This window comes from Xenorhabdus sp. XBWT (assembly GCF_059072735.1).
This window is the reverse complement of the sequence record NZ_CM180990.1, coordinates 1,023,114-1,042,858: the sequence shown is the minus strand read 5'-3', so window position 1 is coordinate 1,042,858 and position 19,745 is coordinate 1,023,114. Positions and strand designations below refer to the sequence as shown.

24 protein-coding genes and 1 pseudogene are annotated in these 19,745 nt (G+C 37.9%); 5 read left to right on the top strand and 20 right to left on the bottom strand.

All coding sequences use genetic code 11. The features are described from left to right. Nucleotides 1-34: 34 nt before the first annotated feature. Complete coding sequence (locus AC5JQI_RS04650) at nt 35-175, bottom strand: hypothetical protein (RefSeq protein WP_493913888.1); 141 nt, start codon at nt 173-175, stop codon at nt 35-37. A gap of 231 nt (nt 176-406) precedes the next feature. On the opposite strand from AC5JQI_RS04650, the gene AC5JQI_RS04645 reads away from it, so the two are divergent. After that, on the top strand, nt 407-763 hold the full coding sequence (locus AC5JQI_RS04645; RefSeq protein ID WP_052453785.1) for a hypothetical protein: 357 nt from the start codon (nt 407-409) through the stop codon (nt 761-763). Nucleotides 764-838: 75 nt separating this feature from the next. Here AC5JQI_RS04645 and AC5JQI_RS04640 read toward each other — a convergent pair whose 3' ends face one another. The 6 genes from AC5JQI_RS04640 to AC5JQI_RS04615 form a co-directional block, all read right to left on the bottom strand. Beyond that, on the bottom strand, nt 839-2,347 hold the full coding sequence (locus AC5JQI_RS04640) for a conjugal transfer protein TraG N-terminal domain-containing protein (protein WP_493913887.1): 1,509 nt from the start codon (nt 2,345-2,347) through the stop codon (nt 839-841). Then, nucleotides 2,344-2,664: a hypothetical protein gene (locus tag AC5JQI_RS04635; protein ID WP_041982446.1), complete on the bottom strand. Its 321-nt coding sequence runs from the start codon at nt 2,662-2,664 to the stop codon at nt 2,344-2,346. Before AC5JQI_RS04635 ends, AC5JQI_RS04640 begins: the two co-directional genes overlap by 4 nt. Beyond that, the gene (locus tag AC5JQI_RS04630; RefSeq protein ID WP_493914609.1) at nt 2,661-4,061 is read right to left on the bottom strand and encodes an integrating conjugative element protein; all 1,401 of its coding nucleotides are present in this window, start codon (nt 4,059-4,061) and stop codon (nt 2,661-2,663) included. Before AC5JQI_RS04630 ends, AC5JQI_RS04635 begins: the two co-directional genes overlap by 4 nt. Before the next feature lie 44 nt (nt 4,062-4,105). Next, nucleotides 4,106-5,077, bottom strand: coding sequence for a TIGR03756 family integrating conjugative element protein (locus tag AC5JQI_RS04625; RefSeq protein WP_493913886.1), 972 nt, complete (start codon nt 5,075-5,077; stop codon nt 4,106-4,108). Beyond that, a complete protein-coding gene (locus tag AC5JQI_RS04620) occupies nt 5,071-5,496 on the bottom strand; it encodes a TIGR03757 family integrating conjugative element protein (protein ID WP_041982440.1) in 426 nt (141 codons plus the stop codon). Before AC5JQI_RS04620 ends, AC5JQI_RS04625 begins: the two co-directional genes overlap by 7 nt. A gap of 144 nt (nt 5,497-5,640) precedes the next feature. Then, nucleotides 5,641-6,405, bottom strand: a complete 765-nt coding sequence (locus AC5JQI_RS04615; protein ID WP_493913885.1) for an autotransporter outer membrane beta-barrel domain-containing protein — start codon at nt 6,403-6,405, stop codon at nt 5,641-5,643. Here AC5JQI_RS04615 and AC5JQI_RS04610 point away from each other — a divergent pair. Next, complete coding sequence (locus AC5JQI_RS04610; RefSeq protein ID WP_493913884.1) at nt 6,394-7,431, top strand: IS630 family transposase; 1,038 nt, start codon at nt 6,394-6,396, stop codon at nt 7,429-7,431. The two genes, AC5JQI_RS04615 and AC5JQI_RS04610, sit on opposite strands and share 12 nt — an antisense overlap. On the opposite strand, the gene AC5JQI_RS04605 is transcribed toward AC5JQI_RS04610, so the two are convergent. From AC5JQI_RS04605 to AC5JQI_RS04545, 13 genes and pseudogenes are all read right to left on the bottom strand, one after another. Continuing rightward, nucleotides 7,388-9,322 carry a hypothetical protein gene (locus AC5JQI_RS04605; protein ID WP_493913883.1) on the bottom strand — a complete coding sequence of 645 codons (1,935 nt, stop codon included), beginning with the start codon at nt 9,320-9,322 and terminating at the stop codon, nt 7,388-7,390. The two genes, AC5JQI_RS04610 and AC5JQI_RS04605, sit on opposite strands and share 44 nt — an antisense overlap. 292 nt (nt 9,323-9,614) lie before the next feature. Next, nucleotides 9,615-10,019: an acetyltransferase gene (locus AC5JQI_RS04600; RefSeq protein ID WP_162781407.1), complete on the bottom strand. Its 405-nt coding sequence runs from the start codon at nt 10,017-10,019 to the stop codon at nt 9,615-9,617. A gap of 1 nt (nt 10,020) precedes the next feature. Then, entirely contained in the window at nt 10,021-12,837 is a 2,817-nt protein-coding gene (locus AC5JQI_RS04595; RefSeq protein ID WP_493914608.1) for a conjugative transfer ATPase, read from the bottom strand. Continuing rightward, nucleotides 12,837-13,250, bottom strand: a complete 414-nt coding sequence (locus AC5JQI_RS04590) for a TIGR03751 family conjugal transfer lipoprotein (protein WP_092553217.1) — start codon at nt 13,248-13,250, stop codon at nt 12,837-12,839. Before AC5JQI_RS04590 ends, AC5JQI_RS04595 begins: the two co-directional genes overlap by 1 nt. 10 nt (nt 13,251-13,260) lie before the next feature. Continuing rightward, nucleotides 13,261-14,766, bottom strand: coding sequence for a TIGR03752 family integrating conjugative element protein (locus AC5JQI_RS04585; RefSeq protein ID WP_493913882.1), 1,506 nt, complete (start codon nt 14,764-14,766; stop codon nt 13,261-13,263). Continuing rightward, entirely contained in the window at nt 14,763-15,677 is a 915-nt protein-coding gene (locus AC5JQI_RS04580; RefSeq protein ID WP_493913881.1) for a TIGR03749 family integrating conjugative element protein, read from the bottom strand. Before AC5JQI_RS04580 ends, AC5JQI_RS04585 begins: the two co-directional genes overlap by 4 nt. Beyond that, nucleotides 15,678-16,328: a PFL_4703 family integrating conjugative element protein gene (locus AC5JQI_RS04575; protein WP_493913880.1), complete on the bottom strand. Its 651-nt coding sequence runs from the start codon at nt 16,326-16,328 to the stop codon at nt 15,678-15,680. After that, complete coding sequence (locus AC5JQI_RS04570) at nt 16,325-16,690, bottom strand: TIGR03750 family conjugal transfer protein (protein WP_493913879.1); 366 nt, start codon at nt 16,688-16,690, stop codon at nt 16,325-16,327. The genes AC5JQI_RS04575 and AC5JQI_RS04570 overlap by 4 nt, the downstream gene beginning before the upstream one ends. Before the next feature lie 12 nt (nt 16,691-16,702). Then, nucleotides 16,703-17,023, bottom strand: coding sequence for a TIGR03745 family integrating conjugative element membrane protein (locus tag AC5JQI_RS04565; protein ID WP_113967483.1), 321 nt, complete (start codon nt 17,021-17,023; stop codon nt 16,703-16,705). An 84-nt stretch (nt 17,024-17,107) separates the two neighbouring features. Next, the gene (locus AC5JQI_RS04560; RefSeq protein ID WP_041981954.1) at nt 17,108-17,353 is read right to left on the bottom strand and encodes a TIGR03758 family integrating conjugative element protein; all 246 of its coding nucleotides are present in this window, start codon (nt 17,351-17,353) and stop codon (nt 17,108-17,110) included. Further along, on the bottom strand, nt 17,353-17,682 hold the full coding sequence (locus tag AC5JQI_RS04555; protein WP_041981953.1) for an integrative conjugative element protein, RAQPRD family: 330 nt from the start codon (nt 17,680-17,682) through the stop codon (nt 17,353-17,355). Before AC5JQI_RS04555 ends, AC5JQI_RS04560 begins: the two co-directional genes overlap by 1 nt. Nucleotides 17,683-17,988: 306 nt before the next feature. Next, nucleotides 17,989-18,120 (bottom strand): helix-turn-helix domain-containing protein, encoded by a 132-nt coding sequence (locus tag AC5JQI_RS04550; RefSeq protein ID WP_493914607.1) that lies wholly within the window; start codon nt 18,118-18,120, stop codon nt 17,989-17,991. A 78-nt stretch (nt 18,121-18,198) separates the two neighbouring features. Continuing rightward, nucleotides 18,199-18,557, bottom strand: a pseudogene (locus tag AC5JQI_RS04545) (recombinase family protein); the annotation flags it as partial. Between the two features lie 291 nt (nt 18,558-18,848). Here AC5JQI_RS04545 and AC5JQI_RS04540 point away from each other — a divergent pair. The 3 genes from AC5JQI_RS04540 to AC5JQI_RS04530 all read left to right on the top strand — a co-directional run bounded on the left by AC5JQI_RS04540 (nt 18,849) and on the right by AC5JQI_RS04530 (nt 19,745). Beyond that, nucleotides 18,849-19,037, top strand: coding sequence for a hypothetical protein (locus AC5JQI_RS04540; RefSeq protein ID WP_493913878.1), 189 nt, complete (start codon nt 18,849-18,851; stop codon nt 19,035-19,037). Between the two features lie 79 nt (nt 19,038-19,116). Next, nucleotides 19,117-19,287, top strand: a complete 171-nt coding sequence (locus tag AC5JQI_RS04535; RefSeq protein ID WP_493913877.1) for a hypothetical protein — start codon at nt 19,117-19,119, stop codon at nt 19,285-19,287. A 140-nt stretch (nt 19,288-19,427) separates the two neighbouring features. Next, on the top strand, nt 19,428-19,745 hold the full coding sequence (locus AC5JQI_RS04530) for a YmdA family protein (protein WP_493913876.1): 318 nt from the start codon (nt 19,428-19,430) through the stop codon (nt 19,743-19,745).

Genomic DNA, 19,745 nt, shown 5'->3' with positions numbered 1-19,745 from the left:
TCGATATTCCCCTGCAATTCTTCCTGAAAAATTTCTACTTGAATTTATGCTGTATTGCGGGGATGACTAACAATAGTTTTCGCGCAACAATTGAGGCGAGAAGAATATCCGGTTCCTGACGACGATGTGAAGAGGCTGTCTCCGCTGCTATGCTGACAGAGAAGGGGGCACTCATGCCGCAATAGCCTCTGCCAAATAGTGATCTGTTTCTTCGCTTAATTTGATCCCCGGATACCAGTGCTCAAATCGTGTTTTTAAATCATTAAGGTTATATTTAAGCCTATTTTTCGGAATTTTCGGAAACCATGTCTAATTCTCGTCTTGCTTTCTTTAGGCTTTTTTATAGACAGCGGATAATTATTGACCTAACATTTCGCTATAAATCAAAAAAAGGGGGGGGGATTACATGCAAAAAAACATAAAAACAAAATCCCAAGGAGAACTTTGGGGAGCAAAAGCAGCATATGGCTGTAAATGTCTTTTGAGCAAACTGAGGAATTTAGATAAGAGATGTGTTAACAAAGCAAAAGAGAAGAATATCCCTGCATGGATTGGTCATATTCCAATATTGATGTTAGGTATTTCGGTTGTAACTACACTTATACTAAGCGCTATCGTCACGGCGATCATCGTAGTATTTCTTTTTATCATAATATGGTTACTATCTAATGCACCTGATACAGCGCGTTTAAAACATGGGCATTATGATCTAGATGGTTATCATTATCCTGATGGAAGTGTTGATCACAGTGATCGATATTAGCTTTACATGTATAAACCAAAATCCCGTCTAATACGATACCCAGTAATTGGGCTTATAAAGCCCAATTACTGAACATTATTTTCTTACCTTATTAACAACCACCTCACCACCTTTACCACCTGCCTGCTTAGATTCAGCAGTTCCTCTTTGCATACCATTTTCTAACGCACCGCCAATCTTAACTCCAGCCCAAGATAACGCCCCCATCCACACCGTTGGCAATATGATGAACATCGTTCCCATGACAAAATTTATAATGATATCGTCCGAAGTATTTTGCATTCCTATCACATTCCAGCGGCTATGCGTATCTGAATCGTACAACGCACTGATTAACCAACTATCCAGCCAACGAGCCAATTCCCACCAAAACGTCAAAAAATTCAGGGCGAAAATCACAAATGTTAACGTAATAGCTGTTTTGAATTCGTAGGCTGCAAACATCAATATCATGGGCAACATTACATATATTGCCATCAGCAACAGTGCTTGAACCATTGGTAATGATTGCCTCATAGCATCTAATGCTGGGAATATAGCGATTGATCCTAAAGCTTGCCCGACCATAGCCCCCGCACGTGTTGCTGTATTGGTCGCAGTGAAGTCTGCATTACCCCCATATCCCATATACACAGAACCACCTTGAGAAACCTTCAGGCTTTCAGGACTTACTAACCGACGAATAACAGCTTCTTCAAATTCTTTGGAATTTTTATTGATGATCTTAATTGCTGATTTTGCACGTAACCACATATCAGGATCAGCTTGTTCCATCACTAACTTTCTTAGGCCAACTTTCCCATCCGACCACCATTGCGCACACGTTGGGTAACCTCCTACACCTGTATTAGGATATCCATCATCTCGTTTAGGAACCCAAGGGAATCCCTCTCTAGGTGTACGAGATTGAAGAGTCTGATACGCTCCGTTTAAGAATGTCTGAGAACCTAACCACTCAATATCTCGCAAGGTATTTTCGTTTGATTCCTTTCCTTGATCTTTGCTCTTCCAGTCGTATAACGCAAGTGAATAGCAGTCGTAAGTGAAATCTTGCAATGCTGCGGCTAATGCACTGTTTTTTACATAACTATGCTGAACTTCAAAGCGCACTTGACGTAAATCTGGACGACATGGAATTGATGCTATCGCAGCTTGAGTAATACCTTTAGATAGTTTATGAGTAAGCATCCACCATATTGGCACTTTTGCTGTTTTATCACCCAATGAAGAGATAACTTCGTTATATCCAGAATCTGCTGGTTTAGCTGGCGTCCACGTTCCACAGTATTTAGCCCGGCTATCATCAAATTTAATAGTGCTAACACTGACATTAAAAAGCGGAACACAACAAAAAACCATTACTACAAATGCGCCATAAACTGAGTTTTCAATTCTGGCTATAGATAAAGTGGCTTTATTACCTTCATCTTCTCCTTCTTCTCTCACTTTTAACCAAATACCAACTATTTTAATTAAAAGAGGTGAAACAAAAATTCCTGTACTGAGTAATACATTCCAAATTCCATTATTAATTACCCAGCCCAATAATGTTAAAAAGTACTCAAGATAGTTATTAGTAGTCATGGATGTACTCCTTCATTCATCCAAACTACTATTTCACTAACTAAAATAAATACTGTTCCAGTAATCATTATACGCTTTAAAGCGTTTCTTGATTCTAACGAAATCTTCGGTGAGTACCATAATTTCCAAAGAAATCTTCCAATGAAAACATATAATAATATACGCCATAAGAACCAAAAATAACGCCACTTATACATTTCCTCCCCTAAGCCCTCGGAAAATTCAGGATAATTTAAGCTAAAATGAGCAATATAAAGCAGCCCTATCATGGTAAAAATAATAGAGAAACACCATTTCAAAATCACCTTCAGTTTCATTTATTAACTCCTCCAGTAGCAGGGATACTTAATGAATGTATACGCTTATCTGTATTATCCTGAGACTGTATTTGAGGATTGGCTATAGTTCTCTGGTGATCACGTTCAATAATAGTTAAAACTGTGTTATTAGAAATTTCGCGGCGTAATTCCATTTCATTTTTCAAAGCATTAATTTCACGGTCGAGCATATCAATACGTCGATCACCTTCTTTTATTGCTTGAGATTGATTAGCAGCATTTGGTTCTGATTGCCCTGTCATCAACATCCTACGCATTGTTAATGCCATTTCGACAGTATCAGACATTGCTAGCTCACCTGCTAATCTCTGAACCAACGCGCCATTATCAGGATCTCGTTTTAATGACTGAATAACGCCACGAGTTACTACCAGACTACCCGTCTTAAGTCTGGATAAATTTTCAGTAGTAGGTGATAACTGACCATTAACCAACTTGACTAACTGTTCTTGATTTTCTTTAGCTGTTTTTTCCAGTACAGGCGCAAATCCAGTTCCCGCTACACTACTTCCTGGCTGATTTTCTTCTGTTCCATCTGTGCATTGACTTGCATCCTTACAAGTACGAATAGACTGATCTCCTAAGATTTTAACTACCGTTTTTGCAGCCTCTTCACTATTTTTAAATCTCTGGCACGCAGCACCTGTACACTGATTTTCTGATACTGTCTGGCTACTTGTTACTGGCAAACTATTCATTATATTGAAACCGGCTTTTGCCAAATCATGTGTTGGTTTGATCGCTGCTTGTCCTTTCCCCCCTCGTTTAGCACCTCCAATCCAAGGAACGCCTTCTTCTCCAGTTACTCCATTTAGTCTTTGATTAACCTGCACTGCATCACCACTACCAGAATTAACTAAATTTTTTGACTCTTCCATAACCGCAGCTTGTGTCCATTTATTGTTATCAGAAAAGTCCATCATCCGCTTAGATAGGGCTTGGCATGTAAATTGCGCTTTATCAAACGCTACATTCGCCTGTAGAACACCATTAGTTAATAATTCATATAACCCAGGATTAGCTCTCTGAAGCACCAGAGCGGGAAGGCTAGCTACAGCCGCTGTAGCCCCTTGTATTACCTCTCCCATTAAATTTTTAAACCCATTGGTAACACCATTTAGCTGGTTGCTAACGGTAGTTTTTAAATCAAAATTCCCACACATTAAATCACTATTCAAACCTACATTAATACTACCAAGGCGCGCTAAATTACTACGACTTGGGGGCTGGGATAGTACTGTTCCTCCACCAATCGTATAAAAAAGCCTATCGGACACAGCACCTGAATGATTTTTACCATAACCAATTTTATTATCTTCCCAAGCATAAGCCGGGCCAGACAAAATAATCATCGATACTAATGCAGTCACAGTCATAGTAATTCGATGTTGTAAGATATTTTTTTTCATTTTGTTCACCCTTAAAAATCTGTACTACTCAAAAATGTTTGCCCACGACGCTTGCAACAACTATATGGTTGCCAAAGTGCCCAAGAGTAATTACCGTTTTCTGCAACAGTGCCGCTTTCATCAGGAAAAACAGCACAACTTTTATTAAGTTGAGGAGAGAGCCGCTGCCATTTATGATTTTTAGTCCCGGTATTTTCCTGTACTGGAGAAGGTGGCCAATAACCAGCTTTCTTATTACCAGTAAGAGGAACATATACATGAGGTTGGCCTGTACGAGTGATAATGTCTGCAACACGCTGAGCCACAACCGCCGCAGCTTTATCATCATCTTGTTGCGTAACAAATCCACTACGAGGATAAACATTCCCCCACATATTTCCTGTGTATTGCGTTCCTATCTCCCTCATACCAGGAACTAGAGCTTCAGGATAAAGTGCTTCAGGCATACCCGAACGCCAAGAAATGCTATCTAATGTACTTAAGAAATAGGGATACAACGGCGTTGCAGCACTACTACAGGAATACCCTGGTATACTGTCACCAATCAAAGATGTTGCAGGATGCCCAATAGCATCAGCATATTTAAAATGGAGATTCGATTTCCGCTTCCCTGGTATCTTTTGCTCATTATTCCCACCTCCTGCTGTCATACCTGATAGCATTCCGATAACTTGACTTTCCAAGCTTCCAGACGTTTTATTTACCATAGATATTTCTCGCCACGGATTTCCATCAAGTGTGTTATATGTCGAAACGACTGCTTCAGGAATGTAATGTTCTACTTTCACCGATGTTCGAACTTTGCAACCCCAAGGGGTACAAAATAGCCAATAACAAATCCCCTTAACTCGCCAGCTAATACAGGATGGCGAAACGGCGCTGGCAATAATATTGGCACTATTGATACTAGCAACAGCATATGGAGCATTCATCGCCCCCATCAAAATGGCTGAAACTAATAATTTAAGTTTTATTGTCACCATTCGTTTTTTTCTCCACGGTATTCCTCTACTAAAGATTTAGCTTGAGCAATATCAGTACTGCCATAGACAACATAACGATCATCAATGACGATAGCCGGATATTTTTTTATTCCTAATTCCCAAGCATGAATAACTCCTTGATAAGCAGTAATCATTTCTCGTTCTTTTTCGTGCCACTCAGAAGATTGAAGTAATTCAGAAAGTAAAGACGCATTATCTTCATTAACAGGAATATTCATGGAGTGCATCCATTCAGCTTGCAGCACATCAGGAGCGTCAAGCCAAACAACTTGAACATCTTCATGTAATTCAATTTTATCTGGCGGTTTTTGATGGTCGGTATAAATAACAGTCGCGGCCTGAGCAACTGAAGTCAATGCCATCAAAAAAAAACTTGCTAATATATATCGATTTTTCATTAGTTCTGTCCTTAACCGTAACCTTTAAATAAGAATGCAAAAATTGACTGAGAAAATCAGCAAACAATTCATAATCCAAAAAATATAATTTTTCCAAAAAGCAAATCAGGCGGGTTTACCGCCTGTTATTATTTAGCTGAAAAATTAGAAACGATATTTGATATTTAATAACCCTTCCACACCTTTTTTATCTCCTACATAGCCAATTAATTTTATTTCACCACTGAAATTGGATTTATCTCCAAATTCAATACCAACTGAAGCAAAGCCACTGCCTCCTTTAGAGGAAGTTTCCTTCATAGAAATTCCCTCAATGGTGCCTTTTGTTTTTCCATCAAATTCATACTGATAGCCTAATCCTGTATTCAAGGCCACGTTTTCATTGATGTGGTTTTTTAATATTGCATCTATTTTAGTTTGATGAGAATTAATAGAATTAAACTTAATAATCTCTTCACCCAGGTGTGATTTAGCATTAATTTCATCTTTATCCATATATGTATACTGATAAATACCACGAACAGTTACAGAATTTTCATTATCAATTTTTATTTTTTTATCGATTCCAATATGTGCCCCCCAATATATTGAGTCACTATTATAGTGACTGGTAATATTTTGGTTAACACCAAAATCATTTGTTTTAAAGCCGTAATTTAATTTACCCCCCCTTAGTGACGTTGTAACCCTAGTATTTCCATTACCTTTTTTCTGGAATAAGATCCCTCCCCCTCTGTAATTAACGTTTCCCTTCCCTTTTACTGTCGGCAAGCGGCTTTCATTATATGAGGTGTAAGATGAGTTTCCTGCTTCAAAAAACACTCCAACCGAAGAGTCTATACCAATCGCCATTGAAGATGCTTGATTTCTTATCCAAACCCGATCATGCTTGCAGCCATGAAAATTCATCTGACACCAGAACAAAAACATGCCCTCGAATTGATGCATGATACAACGCGCGACAGTCGAGTTTGTGATCGCATCAAGGCGGTGCTTTTGGCGTCAGAGGACTGGACTGCTCAGATGATTGCACAGGCCTTACGTATTCATGAAAGTACGGTAAGCCGTCACCTAAAAGATTTTATCGCTCAGGAAAAGCTCACCCCGGAAAATGGCGGTTCTGAAAGCCATCTCTCTGCCGAACAAACCGCCGACTTGATTGATTATTTGACGACAAATTTGATGCATACCACCGCCCAAATTGTGGCTTACGTCCGAGCACGTTGGCAGGTGTCTTTCAGCGTGGGCGGAATGACGAAATGGCTTCACCGCCAGGGTTTCAGCTACAAAAAGCCAAAGGGAGTGCCTCATAAATTCGATGCGGATCAACAGCAACAATTTATTGATGACTACCAGTCTCTTAAAGACCGGGCGGGTCAAAATGAACCTATCCTATTTATTGAGGCGGTGCATCCTTCACAGTCCGCAAAGCTCAGCTATGGTTGGATGAAAGCAGGGAAAAATCAGGTAAAAGTGGTCGAAACCACCGGCAGCCGTACCCGTCTCAATATTCTGGGTGCCCTCAATTTACAACGAATTGAAGACACCGTGATCCGTGAATATCCAAGTATCAATGCTGAAAACATCGCGTATTTCTTCGGGGCGCTCCGGGAAACTTACCCGCTTTCGCAAAAAATCCATATTATTCTGGATGGGGCGGGTTACCACCGAGCAGAATTAGTGAAAGAGATGGCGTATGTCCTTAATATTGAATTGCATTACCTACCGCCTTACAGCCCGAATCTCAATCCGATAGAGCGATTGTGGAAGTATATGAATGAGCAAGTACGTAACAATGTTTATTTTCCGGATGCGAAGACATTTCGTGAAACCCTTCGTCACTTTTTTCATGTCACGTTGCCAGAAAAAGCGAAAGAACTCACGACTCGACTTACTGACAACTTTCAGATTTTAAAACCTGCATCTTCAAGTTAGATTGGTATAGTTTCTCTGAATAAATAGCATTTCCTACTAAAAAATGACTAGTTATTAAATCTAGTTTCTTACCCATATTAAATCTATTTTTGCCTGATTCTACTAATACAAAAGGTTCAATCTGCTCACCTTTCAAAGTAATTTTTGAAACTAATCCATTATTGACAGATAACATTCCAGCATTTCTTCCACTCAAGTAAGCCTGTGTTTGCGGGTTTGGCTCAGGCTTTGGTTCTGGCTTCGGCTCAGGCTTTGGTTCTGGCTTCGGTTCTGGCTTTGGTTCTGGCTTCGGTTCAGGCTTTGGTTCTGGCTTCGGCTCAGGCTTTGGTTCTGGTTTTGGTTCTGGCTTCGGTTCTGGCTTTGGTTCAGGCTTTGGTTCTGGCTTCGGCTCAGGCTTTGGTTCTGGCTTCGGTTCTGGCTTCGGTTCTGGCTTTGGTTCTGGCTTCGGTTCAGGCTTTGGTTCAGGCTTTGGTTCAGGCTTTGGTTCTGGCTTCGGTTCTGGTTTTGGTTCTGGTTTTAGTTCAAATGGAATCACATTGACAATAATAGATTCCTCACCATTTTTTGTTTTTTGTTTTTCTAATACAAAAGATAATAAAGTGGCTGTACCTAATGTTGTTTCTGAATTAATAAGCTTTGCATCTCCGATAAAATTACTCATTAACGTGGCTTTTCCACTACTCACTAAACTTGAATTTTTATGAATACCATCAACTGTTACCATTGATTTACCCATATCAATAGCATCAATTGTATTGAGTAAAATATCTCCGTCTTTAATGTTTTCATTTAGAAAAAAATTATAAAATTCAAATCCTGATACAGACTTTAGCTTTAATGGGTCCGCTCTAAAATTAAAGGTATTTCCTGTTAATCTATCTTTATCACCGAAGTTACGACCAGATAAAATCGTTGAATCTTCTGGTTTATTAAACTCAATATGACCATCAAGAGTTAAATTTACACCACTTAAATTTTGAGAATGAGATGTTTGGATACCAACTATATCTACCTTAGAATTAAATATTACATCTTTTAGGTACACAAAAACTGGGGTATAAGTTGATGTTATACTTGAAAGTAATCCAGTAATATTAACCAGATGATTAAAAGTGGATTTTTCAACACTTAATGAATTATTCACATTATTACTTTTACTGGCTAAATTCATCGCACCATAAATTCTAACATAGTCCTCAAAAATAGAACCACTAATATTAACACTATTGTCAACTAGTGTTGCATTTGAAATATTCCCAGCCATGCCACCAACTAAAAGCGTATACTTTTCAAATTTAGAGCCATCTATTTTAACACTATTATTCCTTAATACTGAGTTATCCCACTTACTTTCACCTCCTTGCGCTCCATATATAATAGCCTCGTCCATAAAATGTGAATCATGAACAGTTACAGAAGAATTAGATACCTGACTATCAGTAGTTCCAAAAGTAAATGTTCCAGTAATATCTGACTTTCCTTTGACTATAACATTTTTAAGCGAAACCAAATTTTCGTTAGCTCTAACCATACTACCTGCATAAATATAAGCTCCTGAAGAATTTAACCCACCTAATTTACTATCAGATATGATTACATTATTTTTTTCAATTAAATTATAACCATGAGATGCTGGAGTATTCCCACCATATAATTCAAAATCCTTATTTGATAAGATGTTTTCCATTACCAAGGTGTTATTTTTGACCCCAGTATTATCTTTAATACCAATACTATACCCTGCGACAAACTTTCCACCTAAAACATCTGTAACAACACAATGATTATCATTATAAGAACTCATTGTTTGACGGCATTCTTCCGCTAATAACTCGCCACTATAAATTGCATAAAAAACAAATGCAGAAATAATCTTAATTCTACTTTTCATATAGTTAAGTTGCCTTACTGTTTATTTAAAAACATTAAAATCTATCGCGATATATGGGGGATATAGCACGACACATTAGATTAAATGGAATCAACAATTATAATAAGAATATTTTATAATTAATTAACATACCTCCTTTTTAATAAAAATAAAGTTGGATATTAAAGAAAAGATGATCGAAGTCCAAAAAACTGCTAATTTGAATACGTAGTTTTCATAGTTAAGTTGCCTTACTGTTCAATTATTATGAAGCTACACGGTGAGTCGCATGGGGGTGCGACTCACCATCTCACTACTCTCTCTCTCTTTGATAAACTCTTTGATAAATAAATAAAATCAAATAAATTGCGTCTGTTGCATCTGTAACATGGATAAACCATCTAGGATGTTTATAGGATTCTGGTTTAGGCCAGTGACATTCACCAGATACCGTGATCAATAAGTTCACATCATGTCCATTGCCATCCCCAAGACTCATTGAAATACAATTGCGACTACCAATGCGATGAGGGTTACAAGTAATTACACTAACTTTTTTCAATCTACGTCTTATTTCAGTTAATAAGCGTCCTAACGCACGAGCGCTGTCTTCAGATATGGAAGGACACCCCTGAGGATGACAATCAAAAATAGAAAGCATTCCAATATCAGAAGATTCAAGCCGTGTTATAGGAGCGAGATATTTTAGAGATAACATATTAAACTCTAACCTCTCCATCTCTTGATGGTAATCCACGTGCATGATCTAACTTTGCAGCAACTAAATACGCTGCTTCTAATTCATTACAATTGTGTGTTTTCATGAGTTCTCTGCGTTCTGCTTTTTCTTCTTTTTCCGTCATCCCCAATGCCAAATACAAGCTTGGTGGCACAGCTCTAAACAACGCTTCAATTTTCTTTGACAACACAACACCTTCGGTATAACAACGGGGGAGTTTACTGGCAGAACGTAGTACTGCTTTTTGTTCCTCACTTAATGTCTTAAATCGCGCAATATCTTCTACTTCTTTCTGTGGCATAGTCAGACAGATCCACCATTCCGCCATATTTAGCATCTTAGCCGCAATATCGGGGTAGTCTTCTAAGTTTTGAGTTGCTAACCATAACCACGCTCCCAGTTTTCTCCACATTTTTACAACCTTAGTCATGTACGGAGATAGCAGTGGGTTAGTAGTAAGAATATGGGCCTCATCGACAACAAAATTAATATCACGTTCTAGATACTGATCTCGCTCAGCAATGTTATTAATAGTATTAATTAGAGATACCATTGTTAGTGCCATCGCCGCCTCATAGCCTTCACGGGCTAAATGACCAAGATCAATCAAAGTAACATCAGCTTCAGGCCAAGAGACACCGGGTTGATTAAAAAGCTCACCCTCGAACCCTTGGGTAAAAAGGCTCATCGCTTCTGCCATTTCAGCAGCACGGGCACAACGGCGTTCGTCTCGGCTATGAGTATCACCGGAAATTTCATAGAGAGCCTTTTGTAAATCTTCAGCTAACATTTGCTTTTTCTGAGCAAATGTACTTCTTGCTGCCATTAATATGGCTTCACGAATCATCCCTCTATCAGCTCTCGTTAATCGTTTTTCTTCGTCTGGCTCACCACCAGTTATCATCAAACGGGCTGCAATTTCCATCTCGCCTAATATGTCACGTTCTTCGTTTTCATTTTCTTCGTCATCGTTAATATCAGGTAAATCATCAGTATTAAGTTTCAAATCAGTAACATTCGTTTGTAGCAATTTATGAGCATCTGCAAACGGCGGTAAACTCACTTTCGCACCAGGTTTAACACTAATTTTATTGACCGTTAGCCCACAACTTTCATAATAATCAGCCAACAAACCAAAACTATTACCAGCTTCAGCAATAAATAATCTAGGACGATGGACAGCCATTAATTGCGATAACATAGAGCATAACGTTGCAGACTTACCGGCACCTGTTGGGCCAAATAATAATAAGTGGGCATTTTGAGAACGATCATTCTTATTTTGCGGATCGAAAGTTAATACATCACCGCCACGATTAAAGAAGGAAAAACCCGGATTTCCCGTTCCTATCGAGCGTCCTGTAACAGGTAATAATCCGGCTAAATGCTGCACCCACGTCAAACGGGTATACCAATGTTTCTTATCGACTTGAGGGTTAAAACACATTGGTAATGCTCTTAAATAACCATTAAGCGGCGCTACATCGTATTCAGATTTAACAGGCTCTAACCCAGCAGTTAGCAATGTAGATGTTATTTCGACACGCTTCCTATTTAACTCCTCAACATCATTAGCACGTAATAAAAATGATAAAGAAGCTCTATATAATTTATGACGGTTGCCCAAATACTCTTTAACTGTTTTTACATCTTCTCGGACACGAATAGATTCAGTATTCTCACCAACAGCATTTTTATATAAATTATCAAAGTCCTGTTCTAAGGTATCTTGTGGTTGAGCAACTATAGTTATTGAAACTATTGTCCCTTCTGGAAATAAATCCATTAGGGTATTTATATTTTTATCTCCACGGCGTTGTTCTCCCGTTAAATGATCTGGATTTGGTGCTTTCCGCAAACGTTCAACGTTAACTACTCCATGAGCTTTATTATCAAACCACCAAACACCATGCTTAGTGTCAGAACGTGGAGGTACAAACCATAATGTTTCGGCAAAATCATTATGCACTGATAAATTATTTTCTTTTTCATCCTGCTTACTCCAATACGCAGCTTCGCGATAAAGAGTATCTTTCTCAACCCAATCAGGCTCAGGATTAAAATGACGTAATAACCAATCATGAACCTGATAGCCATTCTGACGTATACAAACAACACCCGCATTACTCAGCGCACTGCTTAAACGATTACATACCTGATTCAGCATCTCTACCGGAGGCATAGGATCACGATTATTTTTACCTAACCAGCGATAAACTACCATACGAGTACGTCGCTGTTGCCCACGCCATGCTTGCCCTGTTACCAAACTATCTTTGAAAAGACCTTCAGGGCGAGCTATTCCTTTCAAATGGCGTTCAGTCTCCTGCAACCACGCCTCTGTTAATTCTGTTCCTTCTGCCGCAGGGCGAATATAATTACGTAACATATTCAAATACGCTGTTACATTATTTTCGTCCTGACAAAAAAACTGCACAACCCAAGGATTTTCATCATATTCTTCCAAGCTATCTTGAAGAGCATCTTCAATCACATCCCGTATCTCTTCCAGACGATTATCAGTACGGCCTTCTGTGGGTACTGGATCAATTGAGTAAACAGCACCTACAGAGATACCATCATCCAACAACAAGCATTTTTCATCGTCTAAATATTCAGCCCACGGCAAATAGTCAATGATAGAAGGGTTAGCGTGATAAAGTTTTTCTTCATCTGCCAATGTCATTTGCCCTGGTCGCTTTAATGAATCACGCATTTCAATATTAAATGTACTACCTTCCTGAGTTATTGGTTCAACATTAGGTTGGTGTTTTTTATTAAATAGAGAAAATCCCATCATAATGCTTCCGTCCTTTCTCCTGGCATTGCATACTGAACTTGATAATAAAAAGGAAACACGGTGCTGTATCCTGGCACAGGTAAATTTCCCTGCGACAAGTGCGGGAAAACGTACATCACCATATCTGGATTTGGTAAACGTGGAAATTGCTGGCTAAGTTCAGTTTCCTGAGTACGAGAATAACTTTCAGATAAAGAAATTTGCTGAGCTTGTTCTTTATCTGTCAAAGAACGAGATAAATCATTTCTGGCTTGTTGTGTGACATGTTTCGTAGATACTCTCTCACCTGTTTTACCCTGCCAAATCTCCATCATGTTATATTCACCTGAAGGCATTAACTCTTCTTTATTAGTAGTACATCCAGTTAAAAATGCTGAAGCAAGAAAGAGAACTATAATTTTCATTTTCATTTTTTTCTCCTTAATCCAATCCATTTTCCAAGTCACCAGATAAACTAAATCCGTAGTTAACCTTGCGTCCGCTTCCTTCATAATCAATTGGAATTTGGCGCGTAATATGCACAGCAACGGTCTTACCGGGAGGAACATAAACAGCATCAAATGTTTGCCCATAACGAGACTTCACCCAATCAGCAACATCTTTAAATCCGCCACCAATCGCTCTTCCTAACGCTGCTTGTCCTGCGTCTCCAGTAAAAGCTGAAGTTATTCCGCCATTTGAATTTGTTTGCGTTGTATATTGATTCTGAGAAAAAGTATCTCCAGAGGATGCAGCAGCAGTCAATGCAAATAATGTTGGTAAATATGTACCTGCATTAGTTTTTCTTTCTCCACTGATACACGGAATCCCGCTTTCGTCAGAGATCCAACCAATTGCACCGCCATTGGAACGCCCATTCGAACCATTATTATTTCCATCAGTCCTGTTACTCGATTGAGGCACTGTACGAACCCTACCATCAGCAAAAACAAACGTAATCGAAGTTACGTCTCCACGAACACACGAAAGAGTCCAATCACCAGTAGCCGTACCACTTATTACGGCTCCTTCTATATCCGGTAAATCAATTCCATTAGTCGTTAAGTTGTCTTTACCTACTACTACTTTAAACGGATATGGATCAGTTACTTTTCCATCAATGGGAACCCTTCCAAGCAATGCTGTCATTGCCTGACTTCCCACTAATGTAGAGTTTTCTGGTAATGTGTAAGCTGGTTCGATATCATCTTTTTCCTGTTGCCCATTTCTACCATCAATAGCCCTCTGATTTTTCGCAACACGATCTAATTCTGCTTTCTGGCGAGTAATCTCGTTATCTTCTAAAAAAGATATCGGAAACGTTGGTTTCGCTGACTGTCCCCCAATGCTTTTACTCGGGTCCGCAGACTGAGCATCTTGTGGGTTTATCCACACAAACCCATCCTTATAAGACACAGATGACTCTCTTTGCTGATCAAGCCCTAAGCCTATTGGAATATCACCAGATGAATTAGAGTTAACTGAATTAGAATTAACTGGTTTATTTGCCGAAAATGAATCACCTAAATTCTCTAATCGCTTCATCAGAGTTTGTTGCTCTTCTTTCAATGCTTGTTGTTTTTGGTCCGCTTCTTCTCGTACTACATTAACAGCAGCGTTAATTTGTCCCGATATATTCTGACTATTTGTCCGCAAACGTTCATTTTCCGAAATTAACTTCTGATTTTGCTCATCCAGAATACTTTGACGTTCGCGTACATCTTTCAACGTACCAACTAATGTGCGTAATGTATCTTCCGGCGTATCACCTTCAATTCCTAATGCTTTTAATTCATCTGCATCCAGATTTTGCAAAGAATGATCCATATTGGTATTAGATAGTGCTGATTTATCAGGCTGACCGCAGCTTTTTATTCCGATAACAACAGCAATTGCTAGAATAGTTGGAACAAATACTTTGACTAAAGTATTAGATTTGATCTTCATTTGGAATTTCTCCCATTTTTATTAAAATCTTTTTTTAATAAAATAGGTTCCGTAATAAAAGAATCTTCAGGTTTCCCTTTCATTACCAAATACAATGTCGTCGTATCTTCAGGAGTTCCGGTTGCTCCTAACCATTTATGTTGAAATGTAGCTGTTATAAATTGACCTTGTAATACACGAGGATCAAGCACCAAATTTTTTGAAGAAGAATTAGTAAATTTCAATGCTATAACAGACACACCATTAGAGCGCCATCCTGCCAGTGGCATAATTTGGACAGGAGCGTTTGGGTATAATGTTGTTATACGTTTAGGAAACGCTAACGGAATAGATTGAATACCAGAAACAGCTTCAACAGTTCTTAACGGGGCATACAAGCTCTGAGCAGCATAACGAGTTAATAAAACAGGAAGTGGAGCATTATAACCTGTTTTTTTCTGCTGCTTATTATTGTTTTGAGATTCAGAATTCAAATAACTATTTGCATTATCTGAACTCTGATTTTTATCGTTTGAAGAACGTTGTTGTGTTACTTCTCCAGAATAAATAAGACGCATTGGCTCCAATACTCCTTTTTTCTCATGAGCCTTTACATCCAATAAAATAATTTCTCCATTTTGTACATTCTGCAATTGCAAACGTGTTGGAGAAAATGCTTCTTCAGCTTTCAGATAAACTGTGCCCCCAGTGCTTTGAATTCGCAATTTACCATTTAATGTAGGAGGAAAACCAACTCGGACATTTTTTTCGACAAAAATAATTCGCTCTTCCCCAACATTCAGTTGAACCGGTAACGGGATACGTTCCCACTTTACAAGCTCAACTGCATGAGCAGTAAACGGCATTGTCGATGAAACTACAGGAAAAAGTAATGATAAAACCAAAAGTGCCGATGAAGAGTGACGTTTCATTTAAATTCCCTCCTTAGCATCTTGAGTTTTAGGAGTAGCTTCTAAACGCTGTGGAACCCCCTCATAACAATCTAAAGCTAACCCAAATTGATTTAATTCAGGATCTCCATCCCAACGCATAACCTTTATTGGATAACGAACTACCGTACGTTTAACGGGTTCAGCGTGATAATATTCATCAGCAACAACATCTAAATCAACAATCCAATTATCTCTATCAATAATTCGAACTTTACTTGCACTATATCCACGACCTGGTACTTCATAAATAACTCGAACACGATCTTTTAATTCACCAGTATTAGCACGATGTCGTGATTCATTTTCAAAAAATGCTTTACAAGACGGAGTTAAATAAGGTGATAACATTCCAATTTTTTGGGGAAAATCTGCCTCTCCATCTTTAGGCCACGAATTTAGTTGTTGAAAAATATAAAAAGTGAAAGCGTAGACTGTTGAATCAGGCACTTCCCACCAAGCTCTAGTACTGCCTGAGCGTAAATCGGAGGGATTATGGATAGTCAAATTACGCGGTGCATTCATCCAACCTCCCAAAGTGACTAAAAGAAGAGTAACCAATACAATACAAATAATACGTAATGTTAAAATATGTTGGTCACGATTTAATAAAGCATGACGAAATCGGCTCATTTTAAAATTCCCCTTATTCTTGCTCTGCGCAGTGACCATGCTTGATCATGAATAATTAAAGTAGAATCACCCATCCCCCATTTCCTTTTATTCAATGCCAAACTACAATAAATATAATTACCAGGCTTTCCTCGTTTAATTTTCAACAAGTGTTTACCACCCAAAAACACTATTAATAGTGGCGTAACAAGTATGAAGGTTGGGATAACCACCCAACCTATAAAAGGAATGAAAAACAGACTAATTATCAGCCCTATTGCTGAACCAAATAACATAGCTAGCCCTAATTCAGGTGTAGTAAACCCGCGAAAAACAGTAGGCTCAGCATTTAATCGATCAGGCATGAATTGTATGGTCTGCATTTGATACTCCAATTAAAAAAGAATGCCTGCCGATTTTCCTACCAACCAAATTACAGCTACAAGCAATACGATTCCAACTACAATAATCGTGGCAAATTTACTCCATTCGGCTTTCCCTGCTCTCACCTCTGCAAATGTTGTAATAGCAGATTGAGCTACAACAATAAATGCAATGGCTGCTAGAATTAAACCACCAATAACAAGTCCATCCTGCACATGTCCTTTCAACGTATCCATCAAACCGCCACCGCCACCGGATGAAGGGGGTTCAACTTTGGGCAATGCAGCTAAAGACGGTGTACTAACACCGAGTAAATATAAAAATGACACCATAGACAAAATACGTTTTTTAGAAAATTTCAATATTTTCAGTATATTCATATTTTTTAATTTCCAATTAAAATTTGTGATAATTAATTAACTTGCAAATATCCAAATGCAGACCAAAATCAAAATAATTGTGCGAATGACAAATTGTACAGAAGCTGCCTCTCTGACTTTCTCATTCGCCCAGCCTTTATAAACATCCAGTATTCCCCATGCTGCCCATAAAAATAAAACAGCTATAAAAGTACCAATACAAATTAGCTCTAAAGCTGCAAGAGGAACATCATTACCAGACGCAGCCTTAAATGCTTGTTCCTGAATACTATCCATTGCCATCAGCGTTGTTCCTTGCGATAAACTCCACTAATATTTTCTTGAGACTGAATAGGGGCAGTGGGCTGTGCTCGTGACGGCTCTAGATAGCGGTTAACACCCTGACGAATAATTTCAATATCTTTCGAGGCTTTTAAATAATCAAAATAAAATCGATTTCGGTTATTATCCTGATTTGCCAAAACCCGAGCACGTTCGAGAGCTGCTTGAACGTGCTCGAGTTGTTTTATCATTAACGCCAATTCATCTTTTTCTGCTGCCCATACAGGATTTGTAAAAAAAGTGCCTAGCGTTAACATCAACGTAGCAGGAACTGAAGAACGTAAACGCATATATTACCTCTTGATGAGTTAACTTTGCGTTTAGGATAAATCTTTGAAAAAAAAATTCAGCAATAAACTCTTATTGCAAAATTTGCAAAAAAATTGTCAGATTTTAAATTGATCCACATGAAATAATCTATGCAAAAAACCCGTCAAAAATGAATTTTTCACTAGAAACCCTTAAATAACACTTTGAAGGGTTAATATAAAGCTATTTAATTTAAATATGTTAATTAACAAGTTGTTCATTTAATAATTTTTCAAGATAACCGTAGAAACAGAGAAACGCTCTATAAAACTCATGCATCTAGTAAATTAATATTTACTCTTATGACGATTATATATAGTCTGTCGAGTCACATTATATCGTTTAGCAATATCACTTATAGTAAATTTTTCTGACTCAACTAATACATCAATTTCTTTGATCTGATCCAATGACAACACAGGTGGGCGTCCACCTATTCGACCTCTAGCTCTGGTTGCTGCTAAACCAGAACGAGTTCGCTCTTTATTACAATTATGTTCAAAATTAGAAAAAATAGCTATCAACTGTAGATACAACTCACCAGCGAATGAATTGGTATCAATACTCTCTTTTAAACTTTCAAAATTAATACCACGTATCTGTAAATCTTCCATTAAATTAACCAAATCACGTAAACTTCCCCCTAACCGATCTAACGCCCATACTACTAACGTATCACCAGAACGTAATGCTTTCAGGCAATTATCTAGCTCGGGAGTTCCTGCTTTCCGTCTTCGTTCTCCTCCTCGTGAAACTTGCTCTTGGTATATTGTTCACACCCTGCATCACGTAGTGCATCTATTTGATGTGTTATGTCCTGCTCTATTGTTGATTTTCTGGCATATCCGATACGCATCCCATCCCCTTTTTATACACTTTTATTTTACATAGATAGTTTTACAAGTTTTTTGACATTTTTTCTAGGAAAGATACTCCATACAGAGAAAGTTTGAACTGTGTCAAAAAAACGATCGTTTTTTTGACAATAGAGTATAAAGCATTTTGCATTATCATGTGTTTTGCATTATCATGTGTTTTACATGATAACATTCATACGATAGGAGGGGAAAAGTACAGTCATATTTTGATATCCTATAGACTGTATCAGTTTACTGAACCAACTTATTTTTCATGGCAAGAGTATATTATGGAAGTTTACAGTTTAAGCGATTATATAGATGTTTATTATAAAGGAGTAAAAGCAGAATTTGCGCGCCGACAAGGTGTATCGCCACAACTGGTTAGCCAGTGGATTAAAAATGATTTTGTAGTAATAGATCATAATTTATATTCGTGGCGTAGGAATTTAGTAAAACCATTAGATAACGAGGCATAGTTAAAAATAGTGGTGAGTTGTACCCCCATACGATTCACCGTGTAGCTTCATAATCATTAAACAGTAAGGCAACTTAATTATGATAGAAATGCACATTAAAATGAGCAAAAAATCAGCTCAGGAGTACACACAATCTGACAGCAACGATATCGAAAAGTTACAAGATTTAATTCAAGATAACGTTGTAATCAGTCTTGATTTATGTAACTTTCCAACAGCAGAAATTACTGTAGAAGTTTTTGAGCAGTAATTAGATTAAGGAAGGTTGCTAGAATAACTCCATAATATATAACAAAAAAGCCATGAAGTTAGTAAAGTAGTAAGTAATGAGCCGTCTCCTATGCGGCTCATTATATAGCCTAATTATATTAACAGTAAGGCATCTAAACTATGAAAACCACACTATTTAAATCAATTTTTTTTACATCTTTACTTACTACAAATTTAATATCAGTTAATTCTGTTGCTCAAGACATTAGTTCAGGTGTTATTAGATTTTCAGGTGCAATTGTTTCCCCGCCTTGTTCAGTGGACTTGAATAATGAAAGTAGTGCCAAAATCCAGTGTTTCACTGATAATAAAAAATCATCAAAAACAATAAATTTAAAACATACAAAGGAAATAAGTGGGAAGTTAGAAGGACTGGCAGCGTTTACTATAAAGCAGGTTTCTAAAGATATAGCTATATTGGTAGTCGAACACATTTAA